This is a genomic window from Streptomyces sp. Rer75 (assembly GCF_013414305.1).
GTDB lineage: Bacteria > Actinomycetota > Actinomycetes > Streptomycetales > Streptomycetaceae > Streptomyces > Streptomyces himastatinicus.
The window spans coordinates 2,406,707-2,432,213 of the sequence record NZ_CP058693.1; the positions used below are offsets into that span (position 1 = coordinate 2,406,707).

Genomic DNA, 25,507 nt, shown 5'->3' on the forward strand with positions numbered 1-25,507 from the left:
TGGGTGCTGAGACAGGTGCTCGCCGCGGCGGAGCGCGAGTACTACGACCCGGCCGCGATCCAGCGCGAACTGATCGCACTGGAGACGCGGCTGGAGGACGGGGAGATCGACGAGGCGGAGTTCGAGCGGCAGGAGGACGTGCTGCTCGACCGGCTGGAGGAGGCGCAGCAATGGGCGAACGGGACCCTGTGACCACCGCGTACGGCTCCCCGTCGGCGTCGTACGGGTCGTCGGCGGCCTACGGTGCACCCGGTCCGTCCGGGCTCGCCACCCGTGGTGATTCGGCCAATCTCGCCGACATCCTGGAGCGGGTGCTCGACAAGGGCGTGGTCATCGCGGGCGACATCCGTATCAATCTGCTCGACATCGAACTCCTCACGATCAAGCTGCGGCTCATCGTGGCCTCCGTCGACAAGGCCAAGGAGATGGGCATCGACTGGTGGGAGCACGACCCGTCGCTGTCGTCGCGCGCCCGCCGCGCCCCGGTGGAGAACGGCACGAGCGAGGAGGCGGCCGGATGACCGACGCGACCAACGTGACCGACCCGACGGACACGACCGGAGCGACCGCGGCAACCGCGGCGGCCGAAGCGACCACCGCGACCGACCCGACCCCCGCGACCGGAACGCTGGAGTACGCGTACGCCGTCGTCCGCGAGGCCGACACCCCGCACGCCGCCCTGGAGCGGGTGCGCGGGGTCGCGGGCGAACAGGTCCGCGCCGTCCGCCATCTGGGGCTCGCCGTGCTGGCGGGCCCCGTACCGGCCGCCGACTTCGACGAGGGGCCGCTGCGCGAGCGGCTGGAGGACCTGACGTGGCTGGAGGGCGTCGCCCGCGCCCATCAGCAGGTGGTCGACACGGCCGGGGCGGACACGTGCGTCATCCCGGTCCGGATGGCCACCGTCTGTCGCGGTGAGGAGGGGCTGCGGCGGCTGCTCGCCTCCGGCCGGGACCGGTTCGCGACGGCGCTGGACCGGCTGGAGGGCCGGGTGGAGTGGGGCGTCAAGGTGTACGCGGCGCCCGCCCCGGCCGAGGAGCCGTCCGCCGAGCCCTCGGCCGCCTCCTCGGGCCGCGACTATCTGCGCCGCCGCGGCGCCCAGCGGCGCGCCTCCGAGCAGGCTTACGTGCGCACGGAGGAGGGCGCGCGCCGGGTGCACGAGACGCTCGCCGCGCTCGCCGAGGGCGCCCGGCTGCATCCGCCGCAGGACGTCCGGCTGTCCGGGGAGGCGGACCGCAATGTGCTCAACGCGGCGTATCTGATCCCGCACGAGGAGAGCGAGGCGTTCGCGGAGCGGGTGGGCGAGCTGGCCGGGCTCGAGGCGGCGCTGCGGCTGGAGCTGACCGGCCCGTGGGCGCCGTACTCCTTCGTCGCCGCCGAGGGCAACGGACGGGCCGAACCGTGACCACGACGCTCGCCCACCGGCAGATCGCCCTGGTGGACCTGCTGGACCGGCTGCTCGCGGGCGGCGTGGTCATCACCGGCGACGTGACCCTGCGCATCGCCGACGTGGATCTCGTACGCATCGATCTGCGCGCGCTCATCAGCTCGGTGAACGAGAACGTGCCCTCCCCCTGGGACGAGCCGCAAGAACCGCGAGGACCGGAGGAACCGTGAGCCGGAAGCTGGAGCTGGACCAGGACACCGTCGAGCGCGATCTGATGAAGCTGGTGCTGACCGTCGTCGAGCTGCTGCGGCAGCTGATGGAGCGGCAGGCGCTGCGCCGGGTGGACCAGGGGGACCTGACGGAGGACCAGGAGGAGCGGATCGGGCAGACCCTGATGCTGCTGGAGGACCGCATGGGGACGCTGTGCGAGCGCTACGGAATCAAGGAGTCCGACCTCAACCTCGACCTCGGGCCGCTCGGCCCGCTGCTGCCCCCGAGAGAGTGACGCCGCCCTGAGAGAGACACCCGGGACAGTGACACCCGGGACATAGCCTCGCGGATCACCACAAAGCGGGCGATCATGGGCCGGAGCCGACCCCAGCGACAGCCCCAGGGAGCCCCGATGGTGACAGACACCGCGCGTCCCGCGGCCGGACCGGCCGGACGGGGACGGCTGGCGCGCCGGGGCCGGGTGCTGGCCGACTGGCTGACCACCACCGACCACAAGAAGATCGGCCATCTCTATCTGATCTCCTCGTTCGGCTTCTTCCTGGTGGGCGGCGTGCTGGCGCTGGTGATGCGGGCCGAACTGGCCCGGCCCGGGATCCAGATCCTCTCCCAGGAGGCCTACAACCAGGCGTTCACCCTGCACGGCACGATCATGCTGCTGCTGTTCGCGACGCCCGCCTTCGCCGGGTTCGCCAACGAGATCATGCCGCTCCAGATCGGCGCGCCCGATGTCGCCTTCCCGCGCCTGAACATGCTGTCGTACTGGCTGTATCTGTTCGGCGGGCTGATCGTGGTCGCCGGCCTCATGGTGCCCGGGGGCGGCGCGGACTTCGGCTGGACCGCGTACGCCCCGCTGAACAGCATGGTCCGCTCCCCCGGCATCGGCGCCGACATGTGGATCATGGGGCTGGCGCTCTCCGGTTTCGGCACCATCCTCGGCGCGGTGAACTTCGTGACGACCATCATCACGATGCGCGCCCCGGGGATGACGATGTTCCGGATGCCGATCTTCACCTGGAACACCCTCTTCACCTCGGTCCTCATCCTGATGGCGTTCCCGGTGCTCGCGGCGGCGCTGCTGGTGCTGGAGGCGGACCGGCGGTTCGGGGCGATGGTGTTCGACGCGGCATACGGCGGGGCGCTGCTGTGGCAGCACCTGTTCTGGTTCTTCGGCCATCCCGAGGTCTACATCATCGCGCTGCCGTTCTTCGGCATCATCACCGAGATCGTCCCGGTCTTCTCGCGCAAGCCCATCTTCGGTTATCTGACGCTGATCGGCGCGACGATGGGCATCACCGCCCTGTCGATGGTGGTCTGGGCGCACCACATGTTCGCCACCGGGGCGGTGCTGCTGCCCTTCTTCTCGCTGCTGTCCTTTCTGATCGCGGTGCCGACCGGGGTGAAGTTCTTCAACTGGATCGGCACCATGCAGGGCGGCTCGCTGTCCTTCGAGGCGCCCATGCTGTGGGCGGTCGGCTTCATGGTGAGCTTCCTGTTCGGCGGGCTGACCGGCGTCATCCTGGCCTCGCCCCCGCTGGACTTCCACGTCACGGACACGTACTTCGTCGTGGGCCACTTCCACTACGTGGTCTTCGGGACCGTGGTGTTCGCGATGTTCGCGGGCTTCTACTTCTGGTGGCCCAAGTTCACCGGGAAGCTGCTGGACGAGCGGCTGGCCCGGATCCACTTCTGGACGCTGTTCGTCGGCTTCCACCTCACGTTCCTGGTGCAGCACTGGCTGGGCGCGGAGGGGATGCCGCGCCGCTACGCCGACTATCTGGCGGCGGACGGCTTCACGGCGCTGAACATGGTCTCCACGATCGGCGCCTTCCTGCTGGGGATCTCGACGCTGCCGTTCCTCTACAACCTCTGGAAGACGGCCCGGTACGGCACGAAGGTCGAGGTGGACGACCCCTGGGGGTTCGGCCGCTCGCTGGAGTGGGCGACGTCCTGCCCGCCGCCCCGCCACAACTTCCTGACCCTGCCGCGGGTGCGCAGCGAGTCGCCCGCCTTCGATCTGCACCATCCCGAGGTGGCCATGGTCGAGCAGGAGCGGGACCAGCAGCTGAAGGGCAGCCGAGGGACGATCAGCCCGGAGCACGGCCGCCCAGAGCGCGGTCCAGACGGTCCCTGATCTCGCGGATGTGCTCGATGAGTTCGACCGGTTCGCGCACCTCGAAGTCGAAACCGGCCAGCACGATGTGGACCACCAGGACATCGAGGCCATGGGCACCGGTGTGCAGCAGACAGCTGTGCTCGTCGACGGCCTCCAGCACCCCCGCCGCGGGCGAGATGCGCTGCGCCGCCCGCTCGACGGGCACCCGCAGCAGGACGGTCGCCTGCTCGCGGTAGACGGCGCCCGACACGCCCCGGGCGACATACGCCGCGAGATCGTCGGCGGGCGGGCGGCGCGGGGTGAAGCGGGGGCCGTGCGGCGGGGTGGGGGTGATGCGGTCGACCCGGTACGTACGCCAGTCGTCCCGGTCCACGTCCCAGGCGACCAGGTACCACCTGCGCCGGGCCGCGACGAGGCGGAGCGGTTCCGCGGTGCGGCGGGTGACCGCACCGCCGTGGTCGCGGTAGGTGAAGCGCAGCGCTTGAGCGTCCCGGCAGGCGCTCGCCAGCTCGATCAGGACCGCCGGGTCCGCCCCGGGGCCCTGGACCGCGCCGGGCATCGGCACGGTGAACGAGCTCAGCGCGCTCACCCGGCGGCGCAGCCGGTCCGGCAGCACCTGTTCCAGTTTGGCGAGGGCGCGTACGGAGGTCTCCTCGATGCCCTCGACGCCGCCCGTGGCCTGGCGCAGCCCGACCGCGACGGCCACCGCCTCCTCGTCGTCCAGCAGCAGCGGCGGCAGCTGGGCGCCCGCGGAGAGCCGGTAGCCGCCCGCCGTGCCGGGGGCGGAGTGCACGGGGTAGCCCAGCTCGCGCAGCCGGTCGATGTCGCGGCGCACCGTGCGCGGGGTGACGCCGAGCCGGTCGGCGAGGTCCGCGCCGGACCACTCGCGGTGGGCCTGGAGCAGGGAGAGCAGACGGAGCAGCCGGGCCGAGGTCTCCAACATGGGGCCGAGTCTGCCAGCCCCTGAGGACGGAGTATGTCCTCAAGGGCACTCAAGGGCATTCAAGGGCGGTCGCCGACGGCCCGCGGTGAGCGGAGGCGCTCAGTCCGGGTCGGCGACCCTCACCGACAGATCGTTGTCGACGGTGTAGTACGGACGGACCGCGGCGGTGCCGTGCGGGGCGTCGACCGTCCGCGCCGGGTAGGTGAAGATCTCCTTCTTGTCCGCGACGTCGTCGAGTATCCGGGCGAGCCGCACCGGGGCCGCCGTCCCGTCCGCCGGGCGCAGCCACAGGTCCCACAGGTCCGCGCCGCCGCCCCAGCGCTCCGCGAGCCGCGCGTAGTCGAGGGTGAAGGAGAACGTGGCGCCGTCCCCCGTCACCGGCGCCGTGCACACCAGGGTCCGGTCCCGGCGGCAACGGGCCTCGGCCACCGCGCCGTCCAGCCAGCCGGCCGGGTGCTCCACCCGGTACAGCCGCCCGCTGACCGCCATCGCGCCGTCCTCCAGCCGGATCTCCCCGGCCTCGGCGTGCGGCACCCGGCGCCAGGTGCGCAGGCTGAGGTTGCCGTGCTTGGTGGCGTAGGGGATGCGGACGGACAGCGGCGAGGTGCTGGGGCCGGGCCTGCGGTCGACCAGCGAGCGCAGATCGTGCAAGCCGGGGACGAGCCGCCGCGGCTCCTGCTCCCCGTACGCCACGAACACGTCCCAGCGGCCCTCGGGCAGGGCGACGGTGCCGGGCAGCGCGGCCTGCAACCGGCCGTCGGCGGTGGGGCCGAGCGGCAGCCGGACCTCGCCGTCGTCGGCGGGCCCGGCGCCGCGCCGCATCAGCACCAGCGCCCCGCTCCAGTCGTCGTAGCTCCCCGGCTCCGGGCGGACCCAGTCGGAGATGTGGAAGGTGAGTCCACCGGCGGAGTCCGCGACGCAGTCGGCGCGTGTCGCGGCAGTCTCGGTGGCTTCACTCATGCTGTCCCCTTCCATGGGCTCCATGGGCTCCATGCGCTCGGCCGCTCTCGCTGTCGCGCTCCCGGTTCCGCTCATGCCATTCGCACCCTTCGCATCGCCTCGGTCGTCGCCATCGCCCCGCCGACCAGTGAACCGCGGGCCCGGTGCAGCGAGCCGCGCAGCCCGCCGCGCGCCGACAGGTCGGCGAAGAGGCTCTCGTAGCGGCCGGCCACCCGGGACGGGTCGAAGCGGGCGGAGTCCTTCAGGGCCGCCTGGCCCATCTGCTGCCGCAGTTCGTCGTTGTTGATGAGGTCCAGCAGCGCGGTGGCGATCGCGTCGGTGTCCCCGGTCGGGACGAGGCGGCCGTCCACGCCGTTGTCGATGATCTCGGCCGGGCCGTGCGGGCAGTCGGTGGCAACCACCGGGAGGCCGCAGCGCATCGCCTCCACGATGGTCATGCCGAACGACTCCAGGCTGGAGGTGACGGCCGCTATCGAGCCCTTGGCCCACTCGGGGTCCAGGGGGTTGGCGGGGCCCATGAGGAAGACGTGGTTGTAGAGGCCGAGCTTGTCGATGAGGGCGCGCAGCTTGGCGCGCTGCTCGCCTCCGCCGTAGATCCGCAGCCGCCAGTCCGGGCGGGCCGCGCTGACCTTGGCGAACGCCCGTATCAGCAGGTCGTACCGTTTCACCGGGGCGAGCCGGCCCGCCGCGACGACCCATTTGCCGGTGCCGTCGGCCGGTTCCAGACCGGGCTCGGGGACGCTGTTGGGCACGGACTCGATCCGTACGCCCGGCAGCCGCATCTCGGCGCGGTAGTCCCGGGCGTCGGCCTCGGTCACGGTCGTCACCGCGTCCAGCCGGGGGTAGAAGCCGCGCAGGGTGCGCTTCAGCCCCTTGGAGTGGGTACTGAGCGTCAGATGCTCCTGGCCGACCCGGACCGGGCCGCGGCGCGCCTCCCTGGCGATGTGCACATTGAGGCCCGGGCGGGTGCCGACCACCACGTCGGCCCGGAGCCGCCGCAGATGCTCGCCGATCCGGCGGTCGGTCAGCTCGCTGTACTGCTTGTACCGGCCCTCGGTGACCGGGAAGACCTTCGCGGGCCGCGTGTACGCGGGGTCGTCGCCCTCGTAACCGGGGCTGTTCTTACGGATGTCGACGAGATGGCTGATCCGCACGTTCGGACCGGGGTCGAAGATCGGCTGATCCCGGTGGCGGAACACCGAGACGATCTCCACGTCGTGTTGCTCGCCCAGGGTACGGGCAAGGTTGTACGTGGTCCGGATCGTCCCGCCGATCCCGTACGCGTTGTGAATCAGGAATGAGATGTGCATCCGTCCCGTATCCCACCGTTTTTGTGCGGACGGGGTGTCTCGTCCGCCTACCACGAGGTAAGACCCCGAAAGGGGTTGTCGGGTTGGGTTCCATCACTGTCTTGTTCCTCAACAGATAGGAAATCGGTAGCCAATTCGGGGAACTTCCGAGGGAACTGACGCATCAGAGGTGCGGCGGGCTTCAGGCCGCGTGACCCCCGCCGTGGATGGCCGTTGTCTACGTATGAGCCGGGGACCGCCCGGCCCACGGACCAAGACCGAGGAGCCACCCGTGCCGCGCATGCTCGACGTCAGCGATGACGTACGCGCCGAGATCGGCGACGAAGAAGCCGACCGGCTGCTCGCCGGTGACAACGCCCCGGGCGCCTACGACTGCACGTCCTGCCGCACCCCCGGCAACTCCGACCAGGAGCGCACCAGCACGGTGCTGTTCGTGGGGCAGGAGACCGCCGTGCTCGCGTTCGCGCACGCCACCTGCGTTCCCTCCCAGGTCGTCCCGGTCTCCGAGGAGCAGCTGGCCGGTGCGGTCCGGTCCATCACCGCCGAGGAATCCTCGCCGTACGGGGCCGAGCCGCCGCCGCCCGCGCAGCCCGCCCCCGCCGCCCACGCCTACTCCGCCCCACCGCCGCAGCAGGCGGTGCTCGGCGTCACCAGCGGGGTGGTGCTGGTGGGCGGGGAGCAGCGCCCGGCGCTGGTCGTCGAGCCGACCGGGCCGATCACCCGGCCCGGCGCGACCGGGCACGGCGACGACTTCCTGCCGCTCCTCACCGAGCAGGGCTTCCTGCCCGTGGTCGACCTCGGCCGGCCGCCGGTGGCCATCCCCGGCTGGTCGGTACTGCTCGCCATGGGGCAGCTGCACGCGGTGCTGATGCCCGCGGCGGGCGGCGGCTCCCCGGTGGCCTGGTGGCAGGCGCACAGCCCGATGCCGCTCAGCGAGGGCTGGCGCAGCGCGGTGGGCCGCTCCCAGCAGGTCCTGGTGTACGCGGCGGCGGCGGGCACGATCGGCACCCAGCCGCGGGAGGACCAGCTGCGCGCCGCCCTGGACCGGGCCGCGGCGCACGGCGCGCTGGTCGGCGCCTCGATGCCGCTCGCGGGCACCTGATCCGGTGACCCACCCCGTTCCGGGCTGCCGCTGCCTGACCCAAGCGGCCCATTCGCCGCCTATGCCGCATCCCCCGGGCGGCCTGGTCGTTGGCACATACGTGCACGGATACGACCTCCCCTACCGCTCCCCCTCGTACGCCCACATCCCGGCCATGCGCCCGGCGCTGGAGGCGTCGCCCGACCCGTGGCGGCACTCCGCGACGCCGATCTACGACGCGCTGTACGCGGAGTACCGGCGGCTGTTCCGGGCGCTGCCCGGCGACCGGTCGGACGAGGAGGATCTGGGGTTCGTCGCGTTCAGCGCCATCGGCCAGCCCCGCGGACTGACCAGTGGCGGCCACGGCGGGGCCTGGGACACCGGCGGGCTGTACTACCGCACGTACCTTCCCGCGCTGCCACCCGGCCAGCGCGACGGGCGGTACTGAGGCGCCACCCGACGGGTGGCGCCCCGCGCGGCCGCGAGGGGCTTACTTCTTGCGGCCGCGCTTCTCGCGCACCCGCACCGAGATCTGGATCGGGGTGCCCTCGAAGCCGAACTCCTCGCGCAGCCGCCGCTCGATGAAGCGGCGGTAGCCCGCCTCCAGGAAGCCCGAGGCGAAGAGGACGAACCGCGGCGGCCGGGTTCCGGCCTGGGTGCCGAACAGGATGCGGGGCTGCTTGCCGCCGCGGATCGGGTGCGGGTGGGAGGCGACGATCTCGCCGAGGAACGAGTTCAGCCGCCCGGTCGGCACCCGGGTCTCCCAGCCCGCCAGCGCCGTCTCGATCGCCGGGACGAGCTTCTCCATGTGGCGGCCGGTGCGGGCCGAGACATTGACCCGGGGCGCCCACTGGATCTGCCCCAGCTCGGTCTCGATCTCCCGCTCCAGGTAGTAGCGGCGCTCCTCGTCGAGGGTGTCCCACTTGTTGTACGCGATGACCAGTGCGCGCCCGGCCTCCACGGCCATCGTGATGATCCGCTGGTCCTGGACGCTGATGGGCTCGCTGGTGTCGATGAGGACGACCGCGACCTCGGCCTTCTCCACGGCGGCCGCGGTGCGCAGCGAGGCGTAGTAGTCGGCGCCCTCCTGGAGGTGGACGCGGCGGCGGATACCGGCGGTGTCCACGAACTTCCAGGTGATCCCGCCGAGTTCGATCAGCTCGTCCACCGGGTCGCGGGTGGTGCCCGCGACCTCGTTGACGACCACCCGCTCCTCGCCCGCCACCTTGTTGAGCAGCGAGGACTTGCCGACGTTCGGGCGGCCGATGAGCGCGATGCGGCGCGGGCCGCCGACCGTGGCCCCGAAGGTCTGGGCCGGGGCCTCGGGCAGCGCCTCCAGCACCGCGTCGAGCATGTCGCCGGTGCCGCGGCCGTGCAGGGCGGAGACCGGGTGGGGCTCGCCGAGGCCGAGGGACCACAGCATCGCCGCGTCCGCCTCGCCGCTCGGGCCGTCGACCTTGTTGGCGCACAGCACGACCGGCTTCCCGGCCCGGCGCAGCAGCTTGACCACGGCCTCGTCGGTGTCGGTCGAGCCGACCGTGGCGTCCACCACGAAGACCACCGCGTCGGCGGCCTCGATGGCGAACTCGGCCTGGGCGGCCACGGACGCGTCGATGCCGAGCACGTCCTGTTCCCAGCCGCCGGTGTCGACCACCTTGAAGCGGCGGCCGGACCACTCGGCCTCGTAGGTGACCCGGTCACGGGTGACGCCCGGCTTGTCCTCGACGACCGCCTCGCGGCGGCCGATGACCCGGTTCACCAGGGTCGACTTGCCGACGTTCGGGCGGCCGACGACGGCGAGCACCGGCAGCGGGCCGTGCCCCGCCGCGGCGAGGTCGCCCTCGACCTGTTCCAGGTCGAAGCCCTCCTGCGCGGCGAGCTCCATGAACTCCGCGTACTCGGCGTCGCCCAGCTCTCCGTGTTCGTCGCCGCCGCTGTGGATCTGGTCGTTCATGAAGTGATGTCCTCGTCGTCCCTCAGTGCCGCGCGCCCTCATGGGCGCGCGGGTCTATGTCTCGTTGTGGCGGCCCGTGAGCCGCCTGGCGCTCCCCAGGTGCTCGCCCAGACGCTTCTGGATGAGCACGGTCGCCTCGTCCAGCGCCGCCCTGGTCCGTCGGCCGCTGCCGTCCCCCGCCTGGAACGGGTCGCCGAAGACCACGTCGATCCGGCTGCGCAGCCTCGGCAGCGCCCGGGCCCGCCCGTCGGCCCGCCGCTGCTCGCCGGTGCCGAGCACGGCCACCGGCACGATCGGTGCGCCGGACCGTACGGCGAAGTACGCGAGCCCCGAGCGCAGCGACGCGAAGTCGCCCTCGCCGCGGGTGCCCTCGGGGAAGATCCCCAGCATCCCGCCGCGCTTGAGCACGCCCAGCGCATGGGTGATCGCGGTGCGGTCGGCGCTCTCCCGGTCCACCTTCAGCTGGCCGATGGAGCGCAGGAACGGGTCCAGCGGACCGGTGAACGCCTCCTTCTTGACCAGGAAGTGCAGCGGCCGGGGCGAGGTACCGATCAGCATCGGGCCGTCGACGTTGTGGGAGTGGTTCCCGGCCAGGATGACGGGGCCGGCGGACGGGATCCGCCACGCGCCCAGCACCCGCGGCCGCCACAGCCCGTACATCAGGCCGATGCCGATCCCGCGCCCCACCGCGGCACCGGCCGCGCTCGGCAGTGCGGCGTCGGCGGTGGCGGTCATGCGGCGGCCCGCTTCTCCTCGACCAGCGTGACCACGCACTCGATGACCTGGTCGAGGGTGAGGTCGGTGGTGTCCACCTCGACCGCGTCGTCCGCCTTCGCCAGCGGCGACGCCTTGCGGCCCGAGTCGGCGGCGTCCCGCTTGGCGAGCGCCGCCTGGGTGGCGGCCAGGTCGGAGGCCTCCTTGCCCTTCAGCTCACCGCTGCGGCGGGCGGCCCGCGCCTCGGCGGAGGCGGTGAGGAAGATCTTGAGGTCGGCGTCCGGGAGCACGGTGGTGCCGATGTCCCGGCCCTCGACCACCATGCCGCGCGGCGCCTCGGTGGCGATCGTCCGCTGGAGCTCGGTGATCACCTGGCGCACCTCGGGAACCGCGCTGACCGCGCTGACCCGGGAGGTGACCTCCTGGGTGCGGATCGGCGCCGAGACGTCGGTGCCGTCGACGGTGATGGTCGGGGCGGCCGGATCAGTGCCGGAGACGATGACCGGCTTGCGGGCGGCGTCGGCCACGGCGACGGCGTCCTCGACGTCGATGCCGTTGTTCACCATCCACCAGGTGATCGCCCGGTACTGGGCGCCGGTGTCGAGGTAGCCGAGGCCGAGCTTGGCCGCGACGGCCTTGGAGGTACTGGACTTGCCCGTGCCTGCGGGGCCGTCGATCGCGACAATCACTGCTGCCGGGGCGGTCCGGGCGGCGGTTTCCACGGTGACAGACACCTTTCGTATGCACGGGGCTGGTTCGAACGGAGCTTGGTGAGAGCCCCGGACAAGGTTACTGGCTCATCCGGGGCTCCCGGTCACTGCCGGATGGACCAGCCCCGCTCGCGCAGGGCCTTGGTCAGACCGGGGGCTGCGGCGGGCTCCACCATCAGCTGGATCAGGCCCGCCTGCTGGCCGGTGGCGTGCTCGATCCGCACGTCCTCGATGTTGACGCCCGCCCGGCCCGCGTCGGCGAAGATCCGGGCCAGCTCGCCCGGCTGGTCGCCGATGAGGACCGTCACGGTCTCATAGACGGCCGAGGCGGCGCCGTGCTTGCCCGGCACCCGCTCGCGCCCGGCGTTGCCGCGGCGCAGCACGTCCTCGATCCCGGCCGCTCCCCCGCCGCGCTTGGCGTCGTCGGCCGACTGGAGCGCGCGCAGCGCCCGCACCGTCTCGTCCAGGTCGGCGGCGACCGCGGCGAGCACGTCCGCGACCGGGCCGGGGTTGGCCGACAGGATGTCGATCCACATCGCGGGGTCGGAGGCCGCGATCCGGGTCACGTCGCGGATCCCCTGGCCGCACAGCCGCACCGCGGTCTCGTCGGCGTCCCGCAGCCGCGCCGCGACCATGCTGGAGAGCAGATGCGGGGTGTGCGAGACGAGCGCCACGGCCCGGTCGTGCGCATCGGCGTCCATCACCACGGGCACGGCGCGACACAGCGCGACCAGTTCCAGTGCGAGATTGAGCACTTCGGTGTCGGTGTCGGCGCCGGGTGTGAGCACCCACGGCCGCCCCTCGAACAGGTCCGCGGTGGCCGCCAGCGGCCCCGAGCGCTCCCGCCCGGCCATCGGATGCGTACCGATGTACCGGGTCAGGTCGCAGCCCAGCTCCTCCAGCTCCCGGCGCGGCCCGCCCTTGACGCTGGCCACGTCCAGCACCGCCCGCGCCACACCCCGGCGCAGCACATCGGCCACCGTCCGCGCCACGTGCGCGGGCGGCACGGCGACGATCGCCAGGTCCACGGGCCCGTCCGGCTCCTTCTGCGTACCGGCCCCGAGCGCCTCCGCGGTCCGCGCCGCGTCCGCGTCGTGGTCGGCGAGGTGCACGTGGATGCCGCGGCCCGCGAGGGTGAGCGCGGCGGAGGTACCGATCAGTCCGGTACCGATGACGAGGGCTGTTCTCACTGGGCGATGTCCTTGCGGAGGGCCGCCGCGGCGCCGAGGTACACATGGGCGACGTCGGTCTTGGCGAGGTCGGTCTCGACATGCGCGAGTATCCGGACGACCCGCGGCATGGCCCCGGCGATGTCCAGCTCCTGCGCACAGATCAGCGGCACATCGGTGATCCCCAGCTTGCGCGCGGCCACCGCGGGGAAGTCGCTGTGCAGATCGGGCGTGGCCGTGAACCAGACGCTGATCAGATCGTCCGGCACCAGGCTGTTGCGCTCCAGGATGGCGGTCAACAGCTCGGAGACCTGCTCCTGCATGTGCCCCGCTTCGTCCCGCTCCAGCTGAACCGCCCCGCGGACCGCTCGTACCGCCACGTCTGTGCTCCCTGCGCCTGCTCTGCCCGTACCGCGTCCCACGCGTGTCTCCACGCCGTACGCGTCCCCAGTGTCCCCGCCCAGCCTAACCAGCCCACCCCCGCGCCCCTCACGCGTCCGCGGGGAGGCTCAGAGGTCCACCTCGCGCATCAGCATGCCGACCTCGGTGTTGGTGAGGCGGCGGAGCCAGCCGGACTTCTGGTCGCCGAGGGCGATGGGGCCGAAGGCGGTGCGGACCAGCTTTTCGACCGGGAAACCGGCCTCGGAGAGCATGCGGCGGACGATGTGCTTGCGGCCCTCGTGGAGGCTGACCTCGACGAGGTAGTTCTTGCCGGTGTTCTGGACCACCTTGAAGTGGTCCGCGCGGGCGTAGCCGTCCTCCAGCTCGATGCCGTTCTTGAGCTGCTTGCCGAGGTCGCGGGGCAGGGGGCCCTGGATGGCGGCGAGGTAGGTCTTCTTCACGCCGTAGCGGGGGTGGGTGAGGCGGTGGGCCAGCTCGCCGTGGTTGGTGAGCAGGATGATGCCCTCGGTCTCGGTGTCGAGGCGGCCGACGTGGAAGAGCCGGGTCTCGCGGTTCGTGACGTAGTCGCCCAGGCACTGGCGGCCGTCCGGGTCCTCCATGGTGGAGACCACACCGGCGGGCTTGTTCAGCGCGAAGAACAGGTACGACTGGGTGGCGACGGTCAGCCCGTCGACCTTGATCTCGTCCTTCTCCGGGTCGACGCGCAGCCCCTGCTCGGTGACGATCTTGCCGTTGACCTCGACCCGGGCCTGGTCGATCAGGTCCTCGCAGGACCGGCGCGACCCCATGCCCGCGCGGGCCAGGACCTTCTGGAGCCGCTCGCCGTCCTGCTCGCCGAAGGTCTTGGGCAGCTTGGTCTGCGGCTTGTTGTGGCGGGCCCGGTTCCGCTCCTCTATCTGGGCCTCGTACTCGCGCGGGCGGGCCGGGGCGTTCGGCTTCCGGCCGCGGCCGCCGACGCCCTTGGGGGCACCGCTCTTGGCCGCGCCGCCCCGGGGGCCGCCGCCGCTCTGCTTCGGGGCGCCCGCGTCGTAACGGCGCTCCTCGGGGCGGGGGCGACCGGTGCGCTTCTGCTTGTCGTCGCGCCCGTTCCCGGCCCCCCGGTAGTTCTTGCCGCCGCTGCTGCCGCTGCCGCCGCTACCGCTGCCCCTGCTGTTCCTGCCGCTGCTTCGCATCAAGTTTCCGTCTGAGAGTGGCTGCTGTCGTCTGCGTCTACGTGTGCGTGTGTTACGTCTGTGTCCGGTGCGTCCGGGTCGAACGAGGGCACGCCCTCCTGGGACTCGCCCTCGACCGCGTCCACCTCGGGGAGGAACGGTGCCAGCTCGGGAAGCTCGTCCAGGCCGCGCAGACCCATCCGCTCCAGGAAGTAGTTCGTCGTCCTGTACAGGATCGCACCTGTTTCGGGTTCCGTGCCCGCCTCCTCCACCAGTCCGCGCTGGAGGAGGGTGCGCATCACGCCATCGCAGTTGACGCCGCGGACGGCGGAGACGCGGGAACGGCTGACCGGCTGACGGTACGCGACCACCGCGAGGGTTTCCAAAGCGGCCTGGGTGAGCCGGGCGTGCTGGCCGTCCAGAACGAAGCCCTCGACGGCCGCGGCGTACGCGGGCCGGGTGTAGTACCGCCAGCCGCCCGCGACCAGCCGCAGCTCGAAGCCGCGGCCCTGCGCCGTGTACTCGTCCGCCAGCTCCCGCAGCGCCCCCGCGATCGCGCGGCGCGGGCGGTCCAGCACCTTGGCGAGGTGCTCTTCGGTGGCGGGTTCGTCCACGACCATGAGGACGGCTTCCAGCGCGGGCTTGAGATCGAGCGCCGCGACCTCCGAGGGCTCCGCCTCGGTCTCGGTGACCGGCTCGCTCATGTCCGTACCTCCTGTGCCTGCGCCTTCTGTGCCTGTGCCTTCTGCGGCTGCGCCTCCTGGTCGAACTCATCGGTGACCAGCGGCCTCTGCCCGTCCTCCGCGCCGCCCGTCCAACGCACCAGGAGCGACCCCAGCGCCTCCGACTGGTCGAGCAGGACCGCGCGCTCCCGGTACAGCTCCAGCAGCGCCAGGAAGCGGGCCACGACGGTGAGCACGTCCGGCGCGTCCTCGGTGAGCGCGGCGAAACTGGCCTCCCCCAGCTCCCGCAGCCGCCCCACCACCACCTCCGCCTGCTCCCGCACGCTCACCAGCGGGGCGTGGATGTGGTCGACGTACACCTGCGGCTTGGGCTTGGCCTGCATCGCCTTCACGGCCAGCTTCGCGAACCCCTCCGGGCCGACACGGATGACGACGTCGGGCAGCAGATCGGCGTGGTGCGGCTCCAGCCCGACCGTGCGGGGGTAGCGGCGGGCCTCCTCGGTCAGCCGGTCGTGGAAGATGTCCGCGATCTGCTTGTACGCGCGGTACTGGAGCAGCCGCGCGAACAGCAGGTCCCGCGCCTCCAGCAGCGCCAGGTCCGCCTCGTCCTCCACCTCGGCGGCGGGCAGCAACCGGGCCGCCTTGAGATCCAGCAGGGTCGCCGCGACCACGAGGAACTCGGTCGTCTGGTCGAGGTCCCAGTCCGGCCCCATGGCCCGGATGTGCGCCATGAACTCGTCGGTGACCTTGGAGAGGGCGACCTCGGTGACGTCCAGCTTGTGCTTGGAGATCAGCTGGAGGAGCAGATCGAAGGGCCCCTCGAAGTTGTCGAGCCGAACGGTGAAGGTGCCGTTGCCGTCCTCGGCACCTTCGTGGTCTTGGGCGCCCTTGCCGTCTCGGACGCCTTCGCCGTCTTGGGCTGCCTCGCCGTCTGCGGCCGCTTCGTCGTCCTGGGCGCCCTCGCCGTCCGCCCTGGGCTCGCCGTCACCGTCACCATCGACGGAAGGCTCCGTACCGCCGTCGGGCGGCGCGCCGTGGCCCCGGGCGGCGTCCTCGTCCGCCCCGTCCTCACCCTGGGCCCGCTCGTGCGCGGGCTCGGACTCCCCGGCGGACCGCGTCGACGGGGCCGCCTCGGACGGCCCATCGCCCGGCGCGGGCTCTGTCCTCGGCTGGTGGGCGGCGTCGGGGCTGCCGGGCGCCGGGCCGGGGTCCGTGGCAGTTTCCGCCGCCGTGGGGGGCGGGGTGGTGCCGGGGCCTCGGCCCAGGGGGCGGCGGCGGGGCGGGGGGTCGTGCGGGTCGTTGGTCGGCATCGCGGTCCAGGGTGCTAGGGGGTGCCTTGTGGATCAGGCCGGATCAGCGAGCGGCCGTCTGGTGCAGGGGGCACCTCCAGCGGTAGCTGGGGGAGGCTCGCAACCCGCGTGAGGAGAGCGCAGCGGCACTGCGTGCGACGAGCGCGGGGCCGCGAGGTGCCGTGCCAGACGTCGGGGGCCCGGCATGATCCACAAGGCACCCCTGGGGCCGGGCGGTCAGCCCGCGATCCGGGCAGGCTATCGCCCGGCCCGGTCAGCGGCCGCGCAGGCGGCGCACCAGAATGCTCGCGTCGCCGCGCGACTCGAGGTCGGCGAGGACGACCGCGACCGCCTCGCGGACGATCCGGCCGCGGTCGACCGCGAGTCCGTGTTCGCCGCGGAGCACCAGTCGCGCGTGTTCGAGGTCCATCAGCTCCTCGGCGGAGACGTAGACCGTGATCTTCTCGTCGTGGCGCTCGCGCCCGCTGGGGCGCCGGTTGGCCGCGCGGGCGCGGCGGCGGGCGGGGCCGCCCTGGGCGGGTGGGGAGGTGCCGTCGGGCGCCTGACGGCCCTTGGCGGGCCGCTCCCCGGGCCCCGGCCCGGTCCCGGCCGCGGCCGCCGCGGCGGGGCGTCCGCCGCCCGCGTCCTGGGGCGTGGTCTCCCGGCCGCTGTGCTCGGCGGCGCCGGACTGCTCGCCGCCTTCGGCCGGTGCGCCGCCCGGCGCCGCCTCGCCGCCGCCCGGGTCGGACTCGTTGGCGGGGGCGGGGACCCGTGGGGCCTCGCCGTTCGCCTGGCGGCGGCCGGACGCGGGCGAGGAGGACTGGAGCCCCATCCCTCCGGTGGTGCGGAACAGTTCGTCGGCTCCCGGCAGACTCACTCGGCGTGACACCGGGCGAGCACCTCCCTGGCGAGCTGGCGATAGGCGGCGGCACCGACGGAGTTGGACGCGTACGTGGTGATCGGCTCACCGGCGACCGTGGTCTCCGGGAAGCGGACCGTACGGCCGATGACCGTGTGGTAGACGTGATTGTCGAACGCCTCGACCACGCGGGCGAGGACCTCACGGCTGTGCACGGTGCGCGAGTCGTACATCGTGGCGAGGATGCCGTCGAGCTCCAGGTCGGGGTTGAGCCGCTCCTGGACCTTCTCGATGGTCTCCGTGAGCAACGCCACACCGCGCAGCGCGAAGAACTCGCACTCCAGCGGCACGATCACCTTGTGCGCCGCGGTGAGCGCGTTGACGGTGAGCAGGCCGAGCGAGGGCTGGCAGTCGATGACGATGTAGTCGTAGTCCGCCATCAGCGGCTTGAGCGCCCGCTGGAGTGTGGACTCGCGGGCCACCTCGCTGACGAGCTGCACCTCGGCGGCCGACAAGTCGATATTGCTGGGCAGCAGGTCCATGTTGGGCACGGCCGTCTTCAGCAACACCTCGTCGGCCGACATGCCCCGCTCCATGAGCAGGTTGTAGACGGTGAGGTCCAGCTCCATGGGGTTGACGCCGAGGCCGACCGACAGCGCGCCCTGCGGGTCGAAGTCGACGAGCAGGACCCGGCGTCCGTATTCGGCGAGGGCCGCGCCCAGGTTGATGGTGGAGGTGGTCTTGCCGACCCCGCCCTTCTGGTTGCACATCGCGATGATCTTCGCGGGGCCGTGGTCGGTCAGCGGCCCCGGGATCGGGAAGTACGGCAGCGGCCGACCGGTGGGACCGATGCGCTCGCGTCGCTGGCGGGCCGCGTCGGGGGCGAGGGTGGCCGCGTATTCGGGATCGGGCTCGTACTCGGCGTCCGGGTCGTAGAAGTGCCCGTCGGGCAGGTCGTCGTAGTCGGCGAAGCGGGCGGGTTCGTTGCCCCCCTGGTCGCCGGCCATGGCGTTCACGTGATGGCCGTCCATGCTGTGGCTCTGGTGGGCTGTGGTCATGCTCGTCACGCTCTGGTGGGTTGCGAAGGTACGGACAGCGACGGAGCCGACAGCCTCGAGCCCCGAGGGACCCTGGCCCCGCGCAGCCGATCCTGGTTGACCACCCCCGGGAGAAAATGTCGACTCATTCACAAGTCGTCCTACCTCCTTGGTGACCAGGAAATTTCTCGATAGGTCAGCGTGACACCATGCCGACGGTTGGCGACTCTATGGCGTGTCGGCGGTCCTCAGCAACACAATCCACCGGACACGGCACGATGTGTCGGCAATCGAACACCCCGATGTCAAGGGCGTATGAGGGTCGGCGCGGAGATTTCACCACCCCCCAAAGCGTCTGGATAGTTACATTCAGGGCTAGTTGACCGAAGCCCGAGCCGGGCCTGATCCGGGGCGTTCCGGACACACCCGCGGCCGGGTCCCGTCGCTCGACAAGACCCGGCCGGATGCTCGGTGTTGACCTGATGTTGACGGCTCGCGTTGACCTGCCGTCGCCCGGAGTTGACTGGCTGCGCGGCCTCAGCCGATCAGCGAGGTCAGTTCGACGGAGGGCAGTCCGTGGGCCTCGGCGACCGGCCCGTAGACGACCTGGCCCTCGTGGGTGTTGAGCCCCTTGGCCAGCGCGGCGTCCCGGCGCAGCGCCTCGCGCCAGCCGCGGTTGGCCAGCTCGACGATGTACGGGAGCGTCGCGTTGGTGAGCGCGTGGGTGGAGGTGTTGGGCACCGCGCCCGGCATGTTGGCGACGCAGTAGAAGACCGAGTTGTGGACCGTGAAGGTCGGCTCGGCGTGAGTGGTGGGACGGGAGTCCTCGAAGCAGCCGCCCTGATCGATGGCGATGTCGACAAGGACACTTCCCGGCTTCATGCGGGACACCAGCTCGTTGGTGACCAGCTTGGGCGCCTTGGCACCGGGGATGAGGACCGCGCCGATGACGAGGTCGGCCTCGAGGACCGCCTTCTCCAGCTCGTAGGCGTTGGAGGCGATGGTCTGCACCTTGTTGCCGAAGATCCGGTCGGCCTCGCGCAGCTTGTTGATGTCCTTGTCGAGCAGGGTCACGTGGAAGCCCATGCCAATGGCGATCTGCGCGGCGTTCCAGCCGGAGACGCCGCCGCCGATGACGACCGCGCGGGCCGCGGCCACGCCGGGCACGCCGCCGGGCAGCGCGCCGCGGCCGCCGGCCGAGCGCATCAGGTGGTACGCGCCGACCTGCGGCGCGATCCGGCCCGCGACCTCGGACATCGGGGCGAGCAGCGGCAGCGCGCGGTTCGGGGCCTCGACGGTCTCGTACGCGATGGCGGTGGTGCCCGACTCCAGCAGCGCGTCGGTGCAGGCGCGGGACGCGGCGAGGTGGAGGTAGGTGAAGAGCGTCTGGTCCTTGCGCAGCCGGTGGTACTCCTCCGCGATCGGCTCCTTGACCTTCAGCAGCAGGTCGGCGGTGGCCCAGACCTCGTCGGCGGTGGCAAGGATCCCGGCGCCGGCGGCGACGTACTCCTCATCGGTGATGGAGGAGCCCAGACCGGCGCTCTGCTCCACGAAGACCTCGTGGCCGTTGCGCACCAGCTCGTGCACGCCGGCGGGGGTGATGGCCACACGGAACTCGTTGTTCTTGACCTCGCGGGGGATACCGACCTTCACGTCGATCACGGTCCTTGATATGGGGGGAACTAAGGGCTTGACCGGTCACAACCGGTCATAGACCGGCCGGAACCGGCCATAGACAGGCAAAACGGATGAGATCCGCATGCCGGAAACCACCGCTGCGATCGCGGTACAGCCAGTGTAATGAAGGACGTCTCACTGTCTAGCCTTGCATTGCTTCAATCTTTCGCGAGACCACCACTGATTTCGTAGGTCGACTCGCGATCTCCCTTCATCCCCGGGGTTCGCGGCCCTCCGGCGTCATGTCCCCTCCCCGCGCTGTGACCTGCTCCACTCGTCCGCCCGCCGCGCCGCCGCGGCCGCCTCCGACCATGTGCGCAGCGCCTCCTTCGACCGCCCCGTCTTCTCCTGGGCCTTCGCCGTGCCGCTCAGTGCCCGCGCGTACCCCTCCGGGTCCCCGGCCCGGCGGCAGGCGGCCGCGGCGGCGCGCCAGTCGCGCAGCGCCTCGGCCCAGCGGCCCGCGTAGCCGCGGACCGTGCCCAGACGGGCGTACAGCCGGGCCTCGGCGGCCAGGTCGCGGCGGCTCAGCCGCAGTTCCAGGGCGCGGCCGTACCAGTCGGCGGCGCGGTTCCAGTCCTCCAGCTCCTGGTACGTCCCGCCGATGGACTCCAGGGCCCGCCCGGTCGTATACGGATCGCCCGCCGCGCGGGCCGCCTCCAGCGCGCCCTTGTAGCGGGCGAGCGCGGCGTCGATCCGGCCCGCGCCCGCGTCCAGATCGCCCAGGTTCAGCAGCGCCGCCGCCCGCTCCACCGGCAGATCGCGGCGCCGCGCCACGTCCAGCACCAGCTGGTGGAGCCCGTACAGTTCGGGCGCCGCGCCCTCGGCGCCCCGGTGCGCGGTCAGCGCGTGGGTCAGCGCGGCCACCAGCCGCCGGGCCAGGGTGTCGACCTCACCGGCCTCGACGGCCACCCGGGCGGCCTCGACCAGCGCGGGCATCCGGCTCTCCAGCCACTCCCGCGCCGCCTCCGCCGACGGAAAGCGCAGCGACGTCGGCAGCGCCGCCAGCTTCTTGCGCGCCGGGGAGCCCGCCGGCTCGGCGGCCAGCCGGCAGGCGTGCAGCTGCCGTACGGTGCGCTCCAGCATCCGCGCCCGGGCCAGCTCCACCTCCGCCGGGCGCTCCGTCGCCTCCAGCAGCGCGCGCAGCAGCGGGTCGAGGCAGCCGGGCAGCTCGTACCGGCCCTCCTCGCGCGGCCGCAGCATCCCGTACCCGGCGAAGCCCTCCAGCGCCGCCTGGCCGTCCGCCACCGAGCATCCGGCCAGCGCGGACGCGGTGTGCGCGTCGGCCGACCCGGCGGGCGCGAGCGCCAGCAGCCGCAGCATCCGGGCGGCGGCCGGGGGCAGCGAGCCGTACGCCAGCCGGAAGGCGCGGGCCAGCGGGCGGGCACCGCGGTCCACGTCCCCGTCGGTCGGCGGCAGTTCGCGCAGCCGCTCGATGACGTCGGACACCGACGCCTCGGGCCGGGCGGCGAGCCAGCCGCCGACGAGCACGAGCGCCGCGGGCTGACCGGCGCACTCCTCGACCAGGGTCTGCGCGGCCACCGGGTCACAGGTGATCCGGGTCGGCCCGGTGTACTGCGCCAGCAGCCCCACCGCCGCGCTCACGTCCAGCCCGCCGACGGTGCACGGGCGGACGTCCGGAACGCCGGTCAGCGGGCCCCGCGAGACCGCGACCACCAGGCAGTCGGGCTCGTCCGGCAGCAGCGCGTCCACCTGCTCGGCACCCGCCACGTCGTCGAGCAGCAGCAGGATCCGCTTGCCGTCGAGGGCGCCGCGGAGCATCTCGCCCAGCTCGTCCTCGTCCGCGCCGGGCGGGGCGGTCACGCCGAGCCTGACCAGCAGGTCGCGGGCGGTGCGCTCGGTGGGGACGGGGTCACCGGAGGACGTCATCAGCCGGGCCTGGAGCACCCCGTCGGGATAGTCGTCCGCCAGCCGCCGGGCCAGCTCCTCGGCCAGTGCGGTACGGCCCCAGCCGGGGCGCCCCGCGATGAGCAGCACCCGGCTGCGGGCGGCCTTGCGGCCCGCGATCGTGTCGAGCCCCGCGCGGTCGATGTCGGCCCGCAGCGCGAGCAGCTCCCGACGGCGGCCCGCGAACCCCCGGCCCACGGTGGCGGCGGCCGCGAACAGCACCGCGCGCGTCGCGCCGCTCCACACCCCGCCGTCGACTGCGCCGCGCGCCGGAGGCACTCCGTCCGCATCCCCGTCCGCGGGTTCGCCCAGGGGCTCCCCGTCGGTGTCGACCGCCTGCTCCGCCACGGGCCCCACTCCCGTCCACCTGCGCATACGAGCCCGCCGCGGCTGCGGTCAGGGTTCATACGAGCGTAGTTCACTCCGCGTCAGGTCCCGGGCACTCCGGGCCGGTGACGCGGACCGAAAATCACCCCATCGGATGGTGCGACGGGTCGGGCGACCCGGTTTGTCCCCCACCCCGCCCCTCCCCGAACCGAGGGGGCTCCGCCCCTGGCCCCCGACACCGACGGATCGCCCGGAGCGGAAACAACAAGCGCCGCCCGCGCCCGGCGGGAACGGTTCGGAAGCGCGCCCTGAACTAGGGCGAGGCGCACGGCCCGGGCCGCGGGCCCGGCGGGTACAGGGTGGGAGCGCGCGGCCGCACAGGCGCGAGACACACGGCCCGGGACGCGAGCCCGGCGGGAACGGGCGCGGACCCGCGGGCCCGCACAGGGCGAACAGCACGGCCCGGCGCTCGGGCCCCGCGGGCCCAGGGCAGGAGCGCGCCCCGTACGGGGCAGGCACGGCCCGGGACGCGGACCCGGCGGGACCGGCCGGAAGCGCGCGCCCGGTCGGGGCGGACACCACGGCCCAGCGCGTGGGCCCGACGGGGACGGAGCGAAAGCGCGGCCCCGCACAGGGGCGGCGCGCGCGGCCCGGGGCGCGGGCCCGGCTGCGCGGCTCTCCCCCGGTTCGGTGGGGTTACGGCTCGAAGGGGCGGGCCGGCCAGGGGGCGTCTGCTTCGCGCAGGGCCTCCACGCCGTCGCCTGCCAGCGCGGCGTGGAGGGCCAGGACGCCCACCGCGAGGCAGTTGTTGTGCAGGTCACCGGCCAGTACGGCGCGTACCAGCTCGTCCAGCGGCACCCGGGCCAGCTCCATGTCGGCCTCCTCCTCGGAGACCTCGTACCGCTCCCCGTCCGCCGCCGAGATCTCCCGCGCGAGGAAGACCCGTACGGCCTCGTCGCAGCCGCCGGGCGTGGTGTAGACGTCGGCCAGCACGCGCCAGTCCTCGGCCTTGACGTGCGCCTCCTCGTACAGCTCGCGCTGCGCGGCGTGGAGCGGGTTCTCGCCGGGGATGTCGAGGAGACCGGCCGGGATCTCCCAGAGCCGCTGGCGGACCGGGTGGCGGTACTGGCGCAGCACGATGACGCGGTCGGTGTCGTCGAGGGCCAGGACGGCGACGGAGCCGGGGTGGACCTGGTAGTCGCGATTGACGGTGGTGCCGTCGGGCATGACGACCTCGTCGGTGCGCACGCTCGTCTTGTTGCCGGTGAACGGCGTGGCGGTGGCGATGGTCCGCCACTCCTCGGGGGTGTCCTGGATGCCCATTGCTCTGCCTCAGCGTCCTTTCCGCATGCGGTTGACCGGGGGCGGCGGGCCGCCCGGAGCGGCCGGCGCCCCCGTCAACCGTATCGGTCAGGCCCCGGCGGCCTTGCCCTGACCAGCGGTCTGTCGCTCGACTGCCGCCTTCACCAGACCCGCGAAGAGCGGGTGCGGGCGGGTCGGCCGGGAGCGCAGCTCGGGGTGGGCCTGGGTGCCGACGAGGTAGGGGTGGACCTCGCGCGGGAACTCGACGTACTCGACCAGCTTGTTGTCGGGGGAGGTTCCGGAGAAGACCAGTCCGGCCTTCTTCTCCAGCTCACCGCGGTAGGAGTTGTTGACCTCGTAGCGGTGGCGGTGGCGCTCCTCGACGTACGGCTGGTCGTCGTAGACCTCGCGGACGATCGAGCCCTCGGCGAGCTTGGCCGGGTACATGCCCAGCCGCATGGTGCCGCCCATGTCGCCCTCGCCTGCGACGATGTCCAGCTGCTCGGCCATGGTGGAGATCACCGGGTCGGTGGCGGCCGGTTCGAACTCGGTGGAGTTGGCGCCGGAGATGCCCGCCAGGTTCCGCGCGGCCTCGATGACGATGCACTGGAGGCCGAGGCACAGGCCCAGCAGCGGGATCTTGTTCTCGCGGGCGTAGGTGATCGCGCCGACCTTGCCGATGACGCCGCGGTCGCCGAAGCCGCCGGGGATGCAGACCGCGTCGCAGTCCGCCAGCTGCTGCCGGGCACCGGCGGCGGTCTTGCAGTCGTCGGACGTGACCCACTTGATCTTCACTCGGGCGTTGTTGGCGAAACCGCCCGCACGCAGCGCCTCGGTGACGGACAGGTAGGCGTCGGGCAGGTCGATGTACTTGCCGACGAGCGCGACCGTGACCTCGTGGTCGGGCTGGTGGACCCGCTTCAGCAGGTCGTCCCACTGGGTCCAGTCCACGTCGCGGAAGGGCAGGTCCAGCTTGCGGACGACATAGGCGTCCAGCCCCTCGGAGTGCAGCACCTTCGGGATGTCGTAGATCGACTTGGCGTCGATGGCGGCGACCACCGCGGCGTCGTCCACGTCGCACATCAGCGAGATCTTGCGCTTGATGGAGGTGGGGACCTCGCGGTCGGCGCGCAGCACGATGGCGTCCGGCTGGATACCGATGTTGCGCAGGGCGGCGACCGAGTGCTGGGTGGGCTTGGTCTTCAGCTCGCCGGACGGGCCGATGTACGGCAGCAGGGAGATGTGCACCACGAAGACGTTGTCCCGGCCGACCTCGTGGCGGACCTGGCGGACGGCCTCCAGGAAGGGCAGCGACTCGATGTCGCCGACGGTGCCCCCGACCTCGGTGATGACGACGTCCACGTCATCGGTGGCCATGCGCCGGATGCGGTGCTTGATCTCGTTGGTGATGTGCGGGATGACCTGCACCGTGTCGCCCAGGTACTCACCACGCCGCTCCTTGGCGATCACGCTGGAGTAGACCTGGCCGGTGGTCACGTTGGCGGAGCCGTCGAGATCGACGTCGAGGAACCGCTCGTAGTGGCCGATGTCCAGGTCGGTCTCGGCGCCGTCGTTGGTGACGAACACCTCACCGTGCTGGAACGGGTTCATGGTGCCCGGGTCGACGTTCAGGTACGGGTCGAGCTTCTGCATGGTGACCCGCAGACCCCGCGCCTTGAGCAGCGCACCGAGGCTGGAGGCGGTCAGGCCCTTGCCGAGTGAGGAAGCGACACCCCCGGTGACGAAGAGGTGCTTGGTCGTCATGGGCTTAGCGGCAATGGCCAAAAGGGGGCTCCCGTGGTCGCGTCGTGAGGGTGCGGTCCGGCTGCGGCCCCGCTGTCGCGGGGGTGCCGTCGCTGAGGTTCGGGGGTTTTGTGCCCGCCGCTCCACGGGCTACCAGGGTATCAGTGCCCCGGGGCGGCCGCTGGAGCCCGTCCGCGTGGCACGGCCCGCCGCACCTCCGCCGCACCGTACGCTGTCATGACAACAGAACGCGTATCGTCCGCACCCCGCGTCGCCCTGCGTCGCCCCGCGTCACCTCGCGTATCGCGACAGCCACCGCCCGTACGCGACCGCTCGACACGGACGGACACCCACCGGTGATCCCGCCACCCGATCGGCGGTCGTGACGCGAGCCACGATATGGACGGGCTCAAGCGGATCACTGTCCTGCGTCGTATCCTGCTCGGACGAAACGCTACGAGCCCCGGCACGGCACCACCAGCTCGCCCCCGGAACAAGAGCTCGTCCAATATTTCCGGAGACCGTAAGCACCCCCGCAGGGGCAATGCGGCCGTTCGAATAGG

25 protein-coding genes are annotated in these 25,507 nt (G+C 72.4%); 8 read left to right on the forward strand and 17 right to left on the reverse strand.

Annotation, left to right across the window (positions count from 1 at the left end; translation table 11 throughout):
• Positions 1–3: 3 nt before the first annotated feature.
• The 6 genes from HYQ63_RS09850 to ctaD all read left to right on the forward strand — a co-directional run bounded on the left by HYQ63_RS09850 (position 4) and on the right by ctaD (position 3,746).
• Positions 4–192 carry a gas vesicle protein GvpG gene (locus HYQ63_RS09850; RefSeq protein ID WP_373689050.1) on the forward strand — a complete coding sequence of 63 codons (189 nt, stop codon included), beginning with the start codon at positions 4–6 and terminating at the stop codon, positions 190–192.
• A complete protein-coding gene (locus HYQ63_RS45960) occupies positions 171–521 on the forward strand; it encodes a gas vesicle protein (protein ID WP_179933472.1) in 351 nt (116 codons plus the stop codon). Before HYQ63_RS09850 ends, HYQ63_RS45960 begins: the two co-directional genes overlap by 22 nt.
• Positions 440–1,402: a GvpL/GvpF family gas vesicle protein gene (locus HYQ63_RS09860; RefSeq protein WP_179933473.1), complete on the forward strand. Its 963-nt coding sequence runs from the start codon at positions 440–442 to the stop codon at positions 1,400–1,402. The genes HYQ63_RS45960 and HYQ63_RS09860 overlap by 82 nt, the downstream gene beginning before the upstream one ends.
• Complete coding sequence (locus HYQ63_RS09865) at positions 1,399–1,614, forward strand: gas vesicle protein (RefSeq protein WP_179933474.1); 216 nt, start codon at positions 1,399–1,401, stop codon at positions 1,612–1,614. The genes HYQ63_RS09860 and HYQ63_RS09865 overlap by 4 nt, the downstream gene beginning before the upstream one ends.
• A complete protein-coding gene (locus HYQ63_RS09870) occupies positions 1,611–1,889 on the forward strand; it encodes a gas vesicle protein K (protein WP_009719037.1) in 279 nt (92 codons plus the stop codon). Before HYQ63_RS09865 ends, HYQ63_RS09870 begins: the two co-directional genes overlap by 4 nt.
• Before the next feature lie 117 nt (positions 1,890–2,006).
• Positions 2,007–3,746, forward strand: coding sequence for a cytochrome c oxidase subunit I (gene ctaD, locus HYQ63_RS09875; RefSeq protein ID WP_179933475.1), 1,740 nt, complete (start codon positions 2,007–2,009; stop codon positions 3,744–3,746).
• Here ctaD and HYQ63_RS09880 read toward each other — a convergent pair.
• From HYQ63_RS09880 to HYQ63_RS09890, 3 genes are all read right to left on the reverse strand, one after another.
• Positions 3,700–4,671, reverse strand: a complete 972-nt coding sequence (locus tag HYQ63_RS09880; protein ID WP_179933476.1) for a YafY family protein — start codon at positions 4,669–4,671, stop codon at positions 3,700–3,702. The genes ctaD and HYQ63_RS09880 overlap by 47 nt on opposite strands.
• A 99-nt stretch (positions 4,672–4,770) precedes the next feature.
• Positions 4,771–5,631, reverse strand: coding sequence for a hypothetical protein (locus tag HYQ63_RS09885; RefSeq protein ID WP_179933477.1), 861 nt, complete (start codon positions 5,629–5,631; stop codon positions 4,771–4,773).
• 71 nt (positions 5,632–5,702) lie between these two features.
• The gene (locus HYQ63_RS09890; RefSeq protein ID WP_179933478.1) at positions 5,703–6,941 is read right to left on the reverse strand and encodes a glycosyltransferase family 4 protein; all 1,239 of its coding nucleotides are present in this window, start codon (positions 6,939–6,941) and stop codon (positions 5,703–5,705) included.
• 271 nt (positions 6,942–7,212) lie between these two features.
• On the opposite strand from HYQ63_RS09890, the gene HYQ63_RS09895 reads away from it, so the two are divergent.
• Positions 7,213–8,043 (forward strand): hypothetical protein, encoded by an 831-nt coding sequence (locus tag HYQ63_RS09895; protein WP_179933479.1) that lies wholly within the window; start codon positions 7,213–7,215, stop codon positions 8,041–8,043.
• 61 nt (positions 8,044–8,104) lie between these two features.
• Positions 8,105–8,470, forward strand: a complete 366-nt coding sequence (locus tag HYQ63_RS09900; RefSeq protein ID WP_257231777.1) for a hypothetical protein — start codon at positions 8,105–8,107, stop codon at positions 8,468–8,470.
• A 42-nt stretch (positions 8,471–8,512) separates the two neighbouring features.
• Here HYQ63_RS09900 and der read toward each other — a convergent pair whose 3' ends face one another.
• The 14 genes from der to HYQ63_RS09970 all read right to left on the reverse strand — a co-directional run bounded on the left by der (position 8,513) and on the right by HYQ63_RS09970 (position 24,965).
• A complete protein-coding gene (gene der, locus HYQ63_RS09905; protein ID WP_179933481.1) occupies positions 8,513–9,976 on the reverse strand; it encodes a ribosome biogenesis GTPase Der in 1,464 nt (487 codons plus the stop codon).
• Positions 9,977–10,030: 54 nt separating this feature from the next.
• Positions 10,031–10,711, reverse strand: coding sequence for a 1-acyl-sn-glycerol-3-phosphate acyltransferase (locus tag HYQ63_RS09910; protein WP_179933482.1), 681 nt, complete (start codon positions 10,709–10,711; stop codon positions 10,031–10,033).
• On the reverse strand, positions 10,708–11,412 hold the full coding sequence (gene cmk, locus HYQ63_RS09915; protein WP_246097382.1) for a (d)CMP kinase: 705 nt from the start codon (positions 11,410–11,412) through the stop codon (positions 10,708–10,710). The genes HYQ63_RS09910 and cmk overlap by 4 nt, the downstream gene beginning before the upstream one ends.
• Before the next feature lie 92 nt (positions 11,413–11,504).
• Complete coding sequence (locus HYQ63_RS09920; RefSeq protein WP_179933483.1) at positions 11,505–12,590, reverse strand: prephenate dehydrogenase; 1,086 nt, start codon at positions 12,588–12,590, stop codon at positions 11,505–11,507.
• Positions 12,587–12,949 (reverse strand): chorismate mutase, encoded by a 363-nt coding sequence (aroH, locus tag HYQ63_RS09925; protein ID WP_179933484.1) that lies wholly within the window; start codon positions 12,947–12,949, stop codon positions 12,587–12,589. Before aroH ends, HYQ63_RS09920 begins: the two co-directional genes overlap by 4 nt.
• Positions 12,950–13,078: 129 nt before the next feature.
• Positions 13,079–14,143, reverse strand: coding sequence for a pseudouridine synthase (locus HYQ63_RS09930; protein WP_179933485.1), 1,065 nt, complete (start codon positions 14,141–14,143; stop codon positions 13,079–13,081).
• Complete coding sequence (gene scpB, locus HYQ63_RS09935) at positions 14,143–14,826, reverse strand: SMC-Scp complex subunit ScpB (protein ID WP_179933486.1); 684 nt, start codon at positions 14,824–14,826, stop codon at positions 14,143–14,145. Before scpB ends, HYQ63_RS09930 begins: the two co-directional genes overlap by 1 nt.
• A complete protein-coding gene (locus tag HYQ63_RS09940; RefSeq protein ID WP_179933487.1) occupies positions 14,823–16,115 on the reverse strand; it encodes a ScpA family protein in 1,293 nt (430 codons plus the stop codon). The genes scpB and HYQ63_RS09940 overlap by 4 nt, the downstream gene beginning before the upstream one ends.
• Before the next feature lie 253 nt (positions 16,116–16,368).
• The gene (locus tag HYQ63_RS09945) at positions 16,369–16,983 is read right to left on the reverse strand and encodes a hypothetical protein (RefSeq protein WP_179933488.1); all 615 of its coding nucleotides are present in this window, start codon (positions 16,981–16,983) and stop codon (positions 16,369–16,371) included.
• A complete protein-coding gene (locus tag HYQ63_RS09950) occupies positions 16,968–18,143 on the reverse strand; it encodes a ParA family protein (protein WP_179933489.1) in 1,176 nt (391 codons plus the stop codon). The genes HYQ63_RS09945 and HYQ63_RS09950 overlap by 16 nt, the downstream gene beginning before the upstream one ends.
• Before the next feature lie 384 nt (positions 18,144–18,527).
• Entirely contained in the window at positions 18,528–19,643 is a 1,116-nt protein-coding gene (gene ald, locus HYQ63_RS09955) for an alanine dehydrogenase (RefSeq protein WP_179939923.1), read from the reverse strand.
• 264 nt (positions 19,644–19,907) lie between these two features.
• Entirely contained in the window at positions 19,908–21,920 is a 2,013-nt protein-coding gene (locus HYQ63_RS09960) for a tetratricopeptide repeat protein (RefSeq protein WP_373689051.1), read from the reverse strand.
• Positions 21,921–22,595: 675 nt separating this feature from the next.
• Entirely contained in the window at positions 22,596–23,222 is a 627-nt protein-coding gene (locus HYQ63_RS09965) for an NUDIX hydrolase (protein ID WP_179933490.1), read from the reverse strand.
• An 87-nt stretch (positions 23,223–23,309) separates the two neighbouring features.
• Complete coding sequence (locus HYQ63_RS09970) at positions 23,310–24,965, reverse strand: CTP synthase (protein WP_179933491.1); 1,656 nt, start codon at positions 24,963–24,965, stop codon at positions 23,310–23,312.
• Between the last annotated feature and the right edge of the window lie 542 nt (positions 24,966–25,507).

Coding starts and splice junctions, on each gene's coding strand:
- HYQ63_RS45960 (WP_179933472.1), top strand. CDS start 171: ATGGGCGAACGGGACCCTGTGACCACCGCGTACGGCTCCCCGTCGGCG.
- ctaD (WP_179933475.1), top strand. CDS start 2,007: ATGGTGACAGACACCGCGCGTCCCGCGGCCGGACCGGCCGGACGGGGA.
- HYQ63_RS09880 (WP_179933476.1), bottom strand. CDS start 4,671: ATGTTGGAGACCTCGGCCCGGCTGCTCCGTCTGCTCTCCCTGCTCCAG.
- HYQ63_RS09885 (WP_179933477.1), bottom strand. CDS start 5,631: ATGAGTGAAGCCACCGAGACTGCCGCGACACGCGCCGACTGCGTCGCG.
- HYQ63_RS09890 (WP_179933478.1), bottom strand. CDS start 6,941: ATGCACATCTCATTCCTGATTCACAACGCGTACGGGATCGGCGGGACG.
- HYQ63_RS09900 (WP_257231777.1), top strand. CDS start 8,105: ATGCCGCATCCCCCGGGCGGCCTGGTCGTTGGCACATACGTGCACGGA.
- der (WP_179933481.1), bottom strand. CDS start 9,976: ATGAACGACCAGATCCACAGCGGCGGCGACGAACACGGAGAGCTGGGC.
- HYQ63_RS09910 (WP_179933482.1), bottom strand. CDS start 10,711: ATGACCGCCACCGCCGACGCCGCACTGCCGAGCGCGGCCGGTGCCGCG.
- HYQ63_RS09930 (WP_179933485.1), bottom strand. CDS start 14,143: ATGCGAAGCAGCGGCAGGAACAGCAGGGGCAGCGGTAGCGGCGGCAGC.
- scpB (WP_179933486.1), bottom strand. CDS start 14,826: ATGAGCGAGCCGGTCACCGAGACCGAGGCGGAGCCCTCGGAGGTCGCG.
- HYQ63_RS09940 (WP_179933487.1), bottom strand. CDS start 16,115: ATGCCGACCAACGACCCGCACGACCCCCCGCCCCGCCGCCGCCCCCTG.
- HYQ63_RS09965 (WP_179933490.1), bottom strand. CDS start 23,222: ATGGGCATCCAGGACACCCCCGAGGAGTGGCGGACCATCGCCACCGCC.
- HYQ63_RS09970 (WP_179933491.1), bottom strand. CDS start 24,965: ATGACGACCAAGCACCTCTTCGTCACCGGGGGTGTCGCTTCCTCACTC.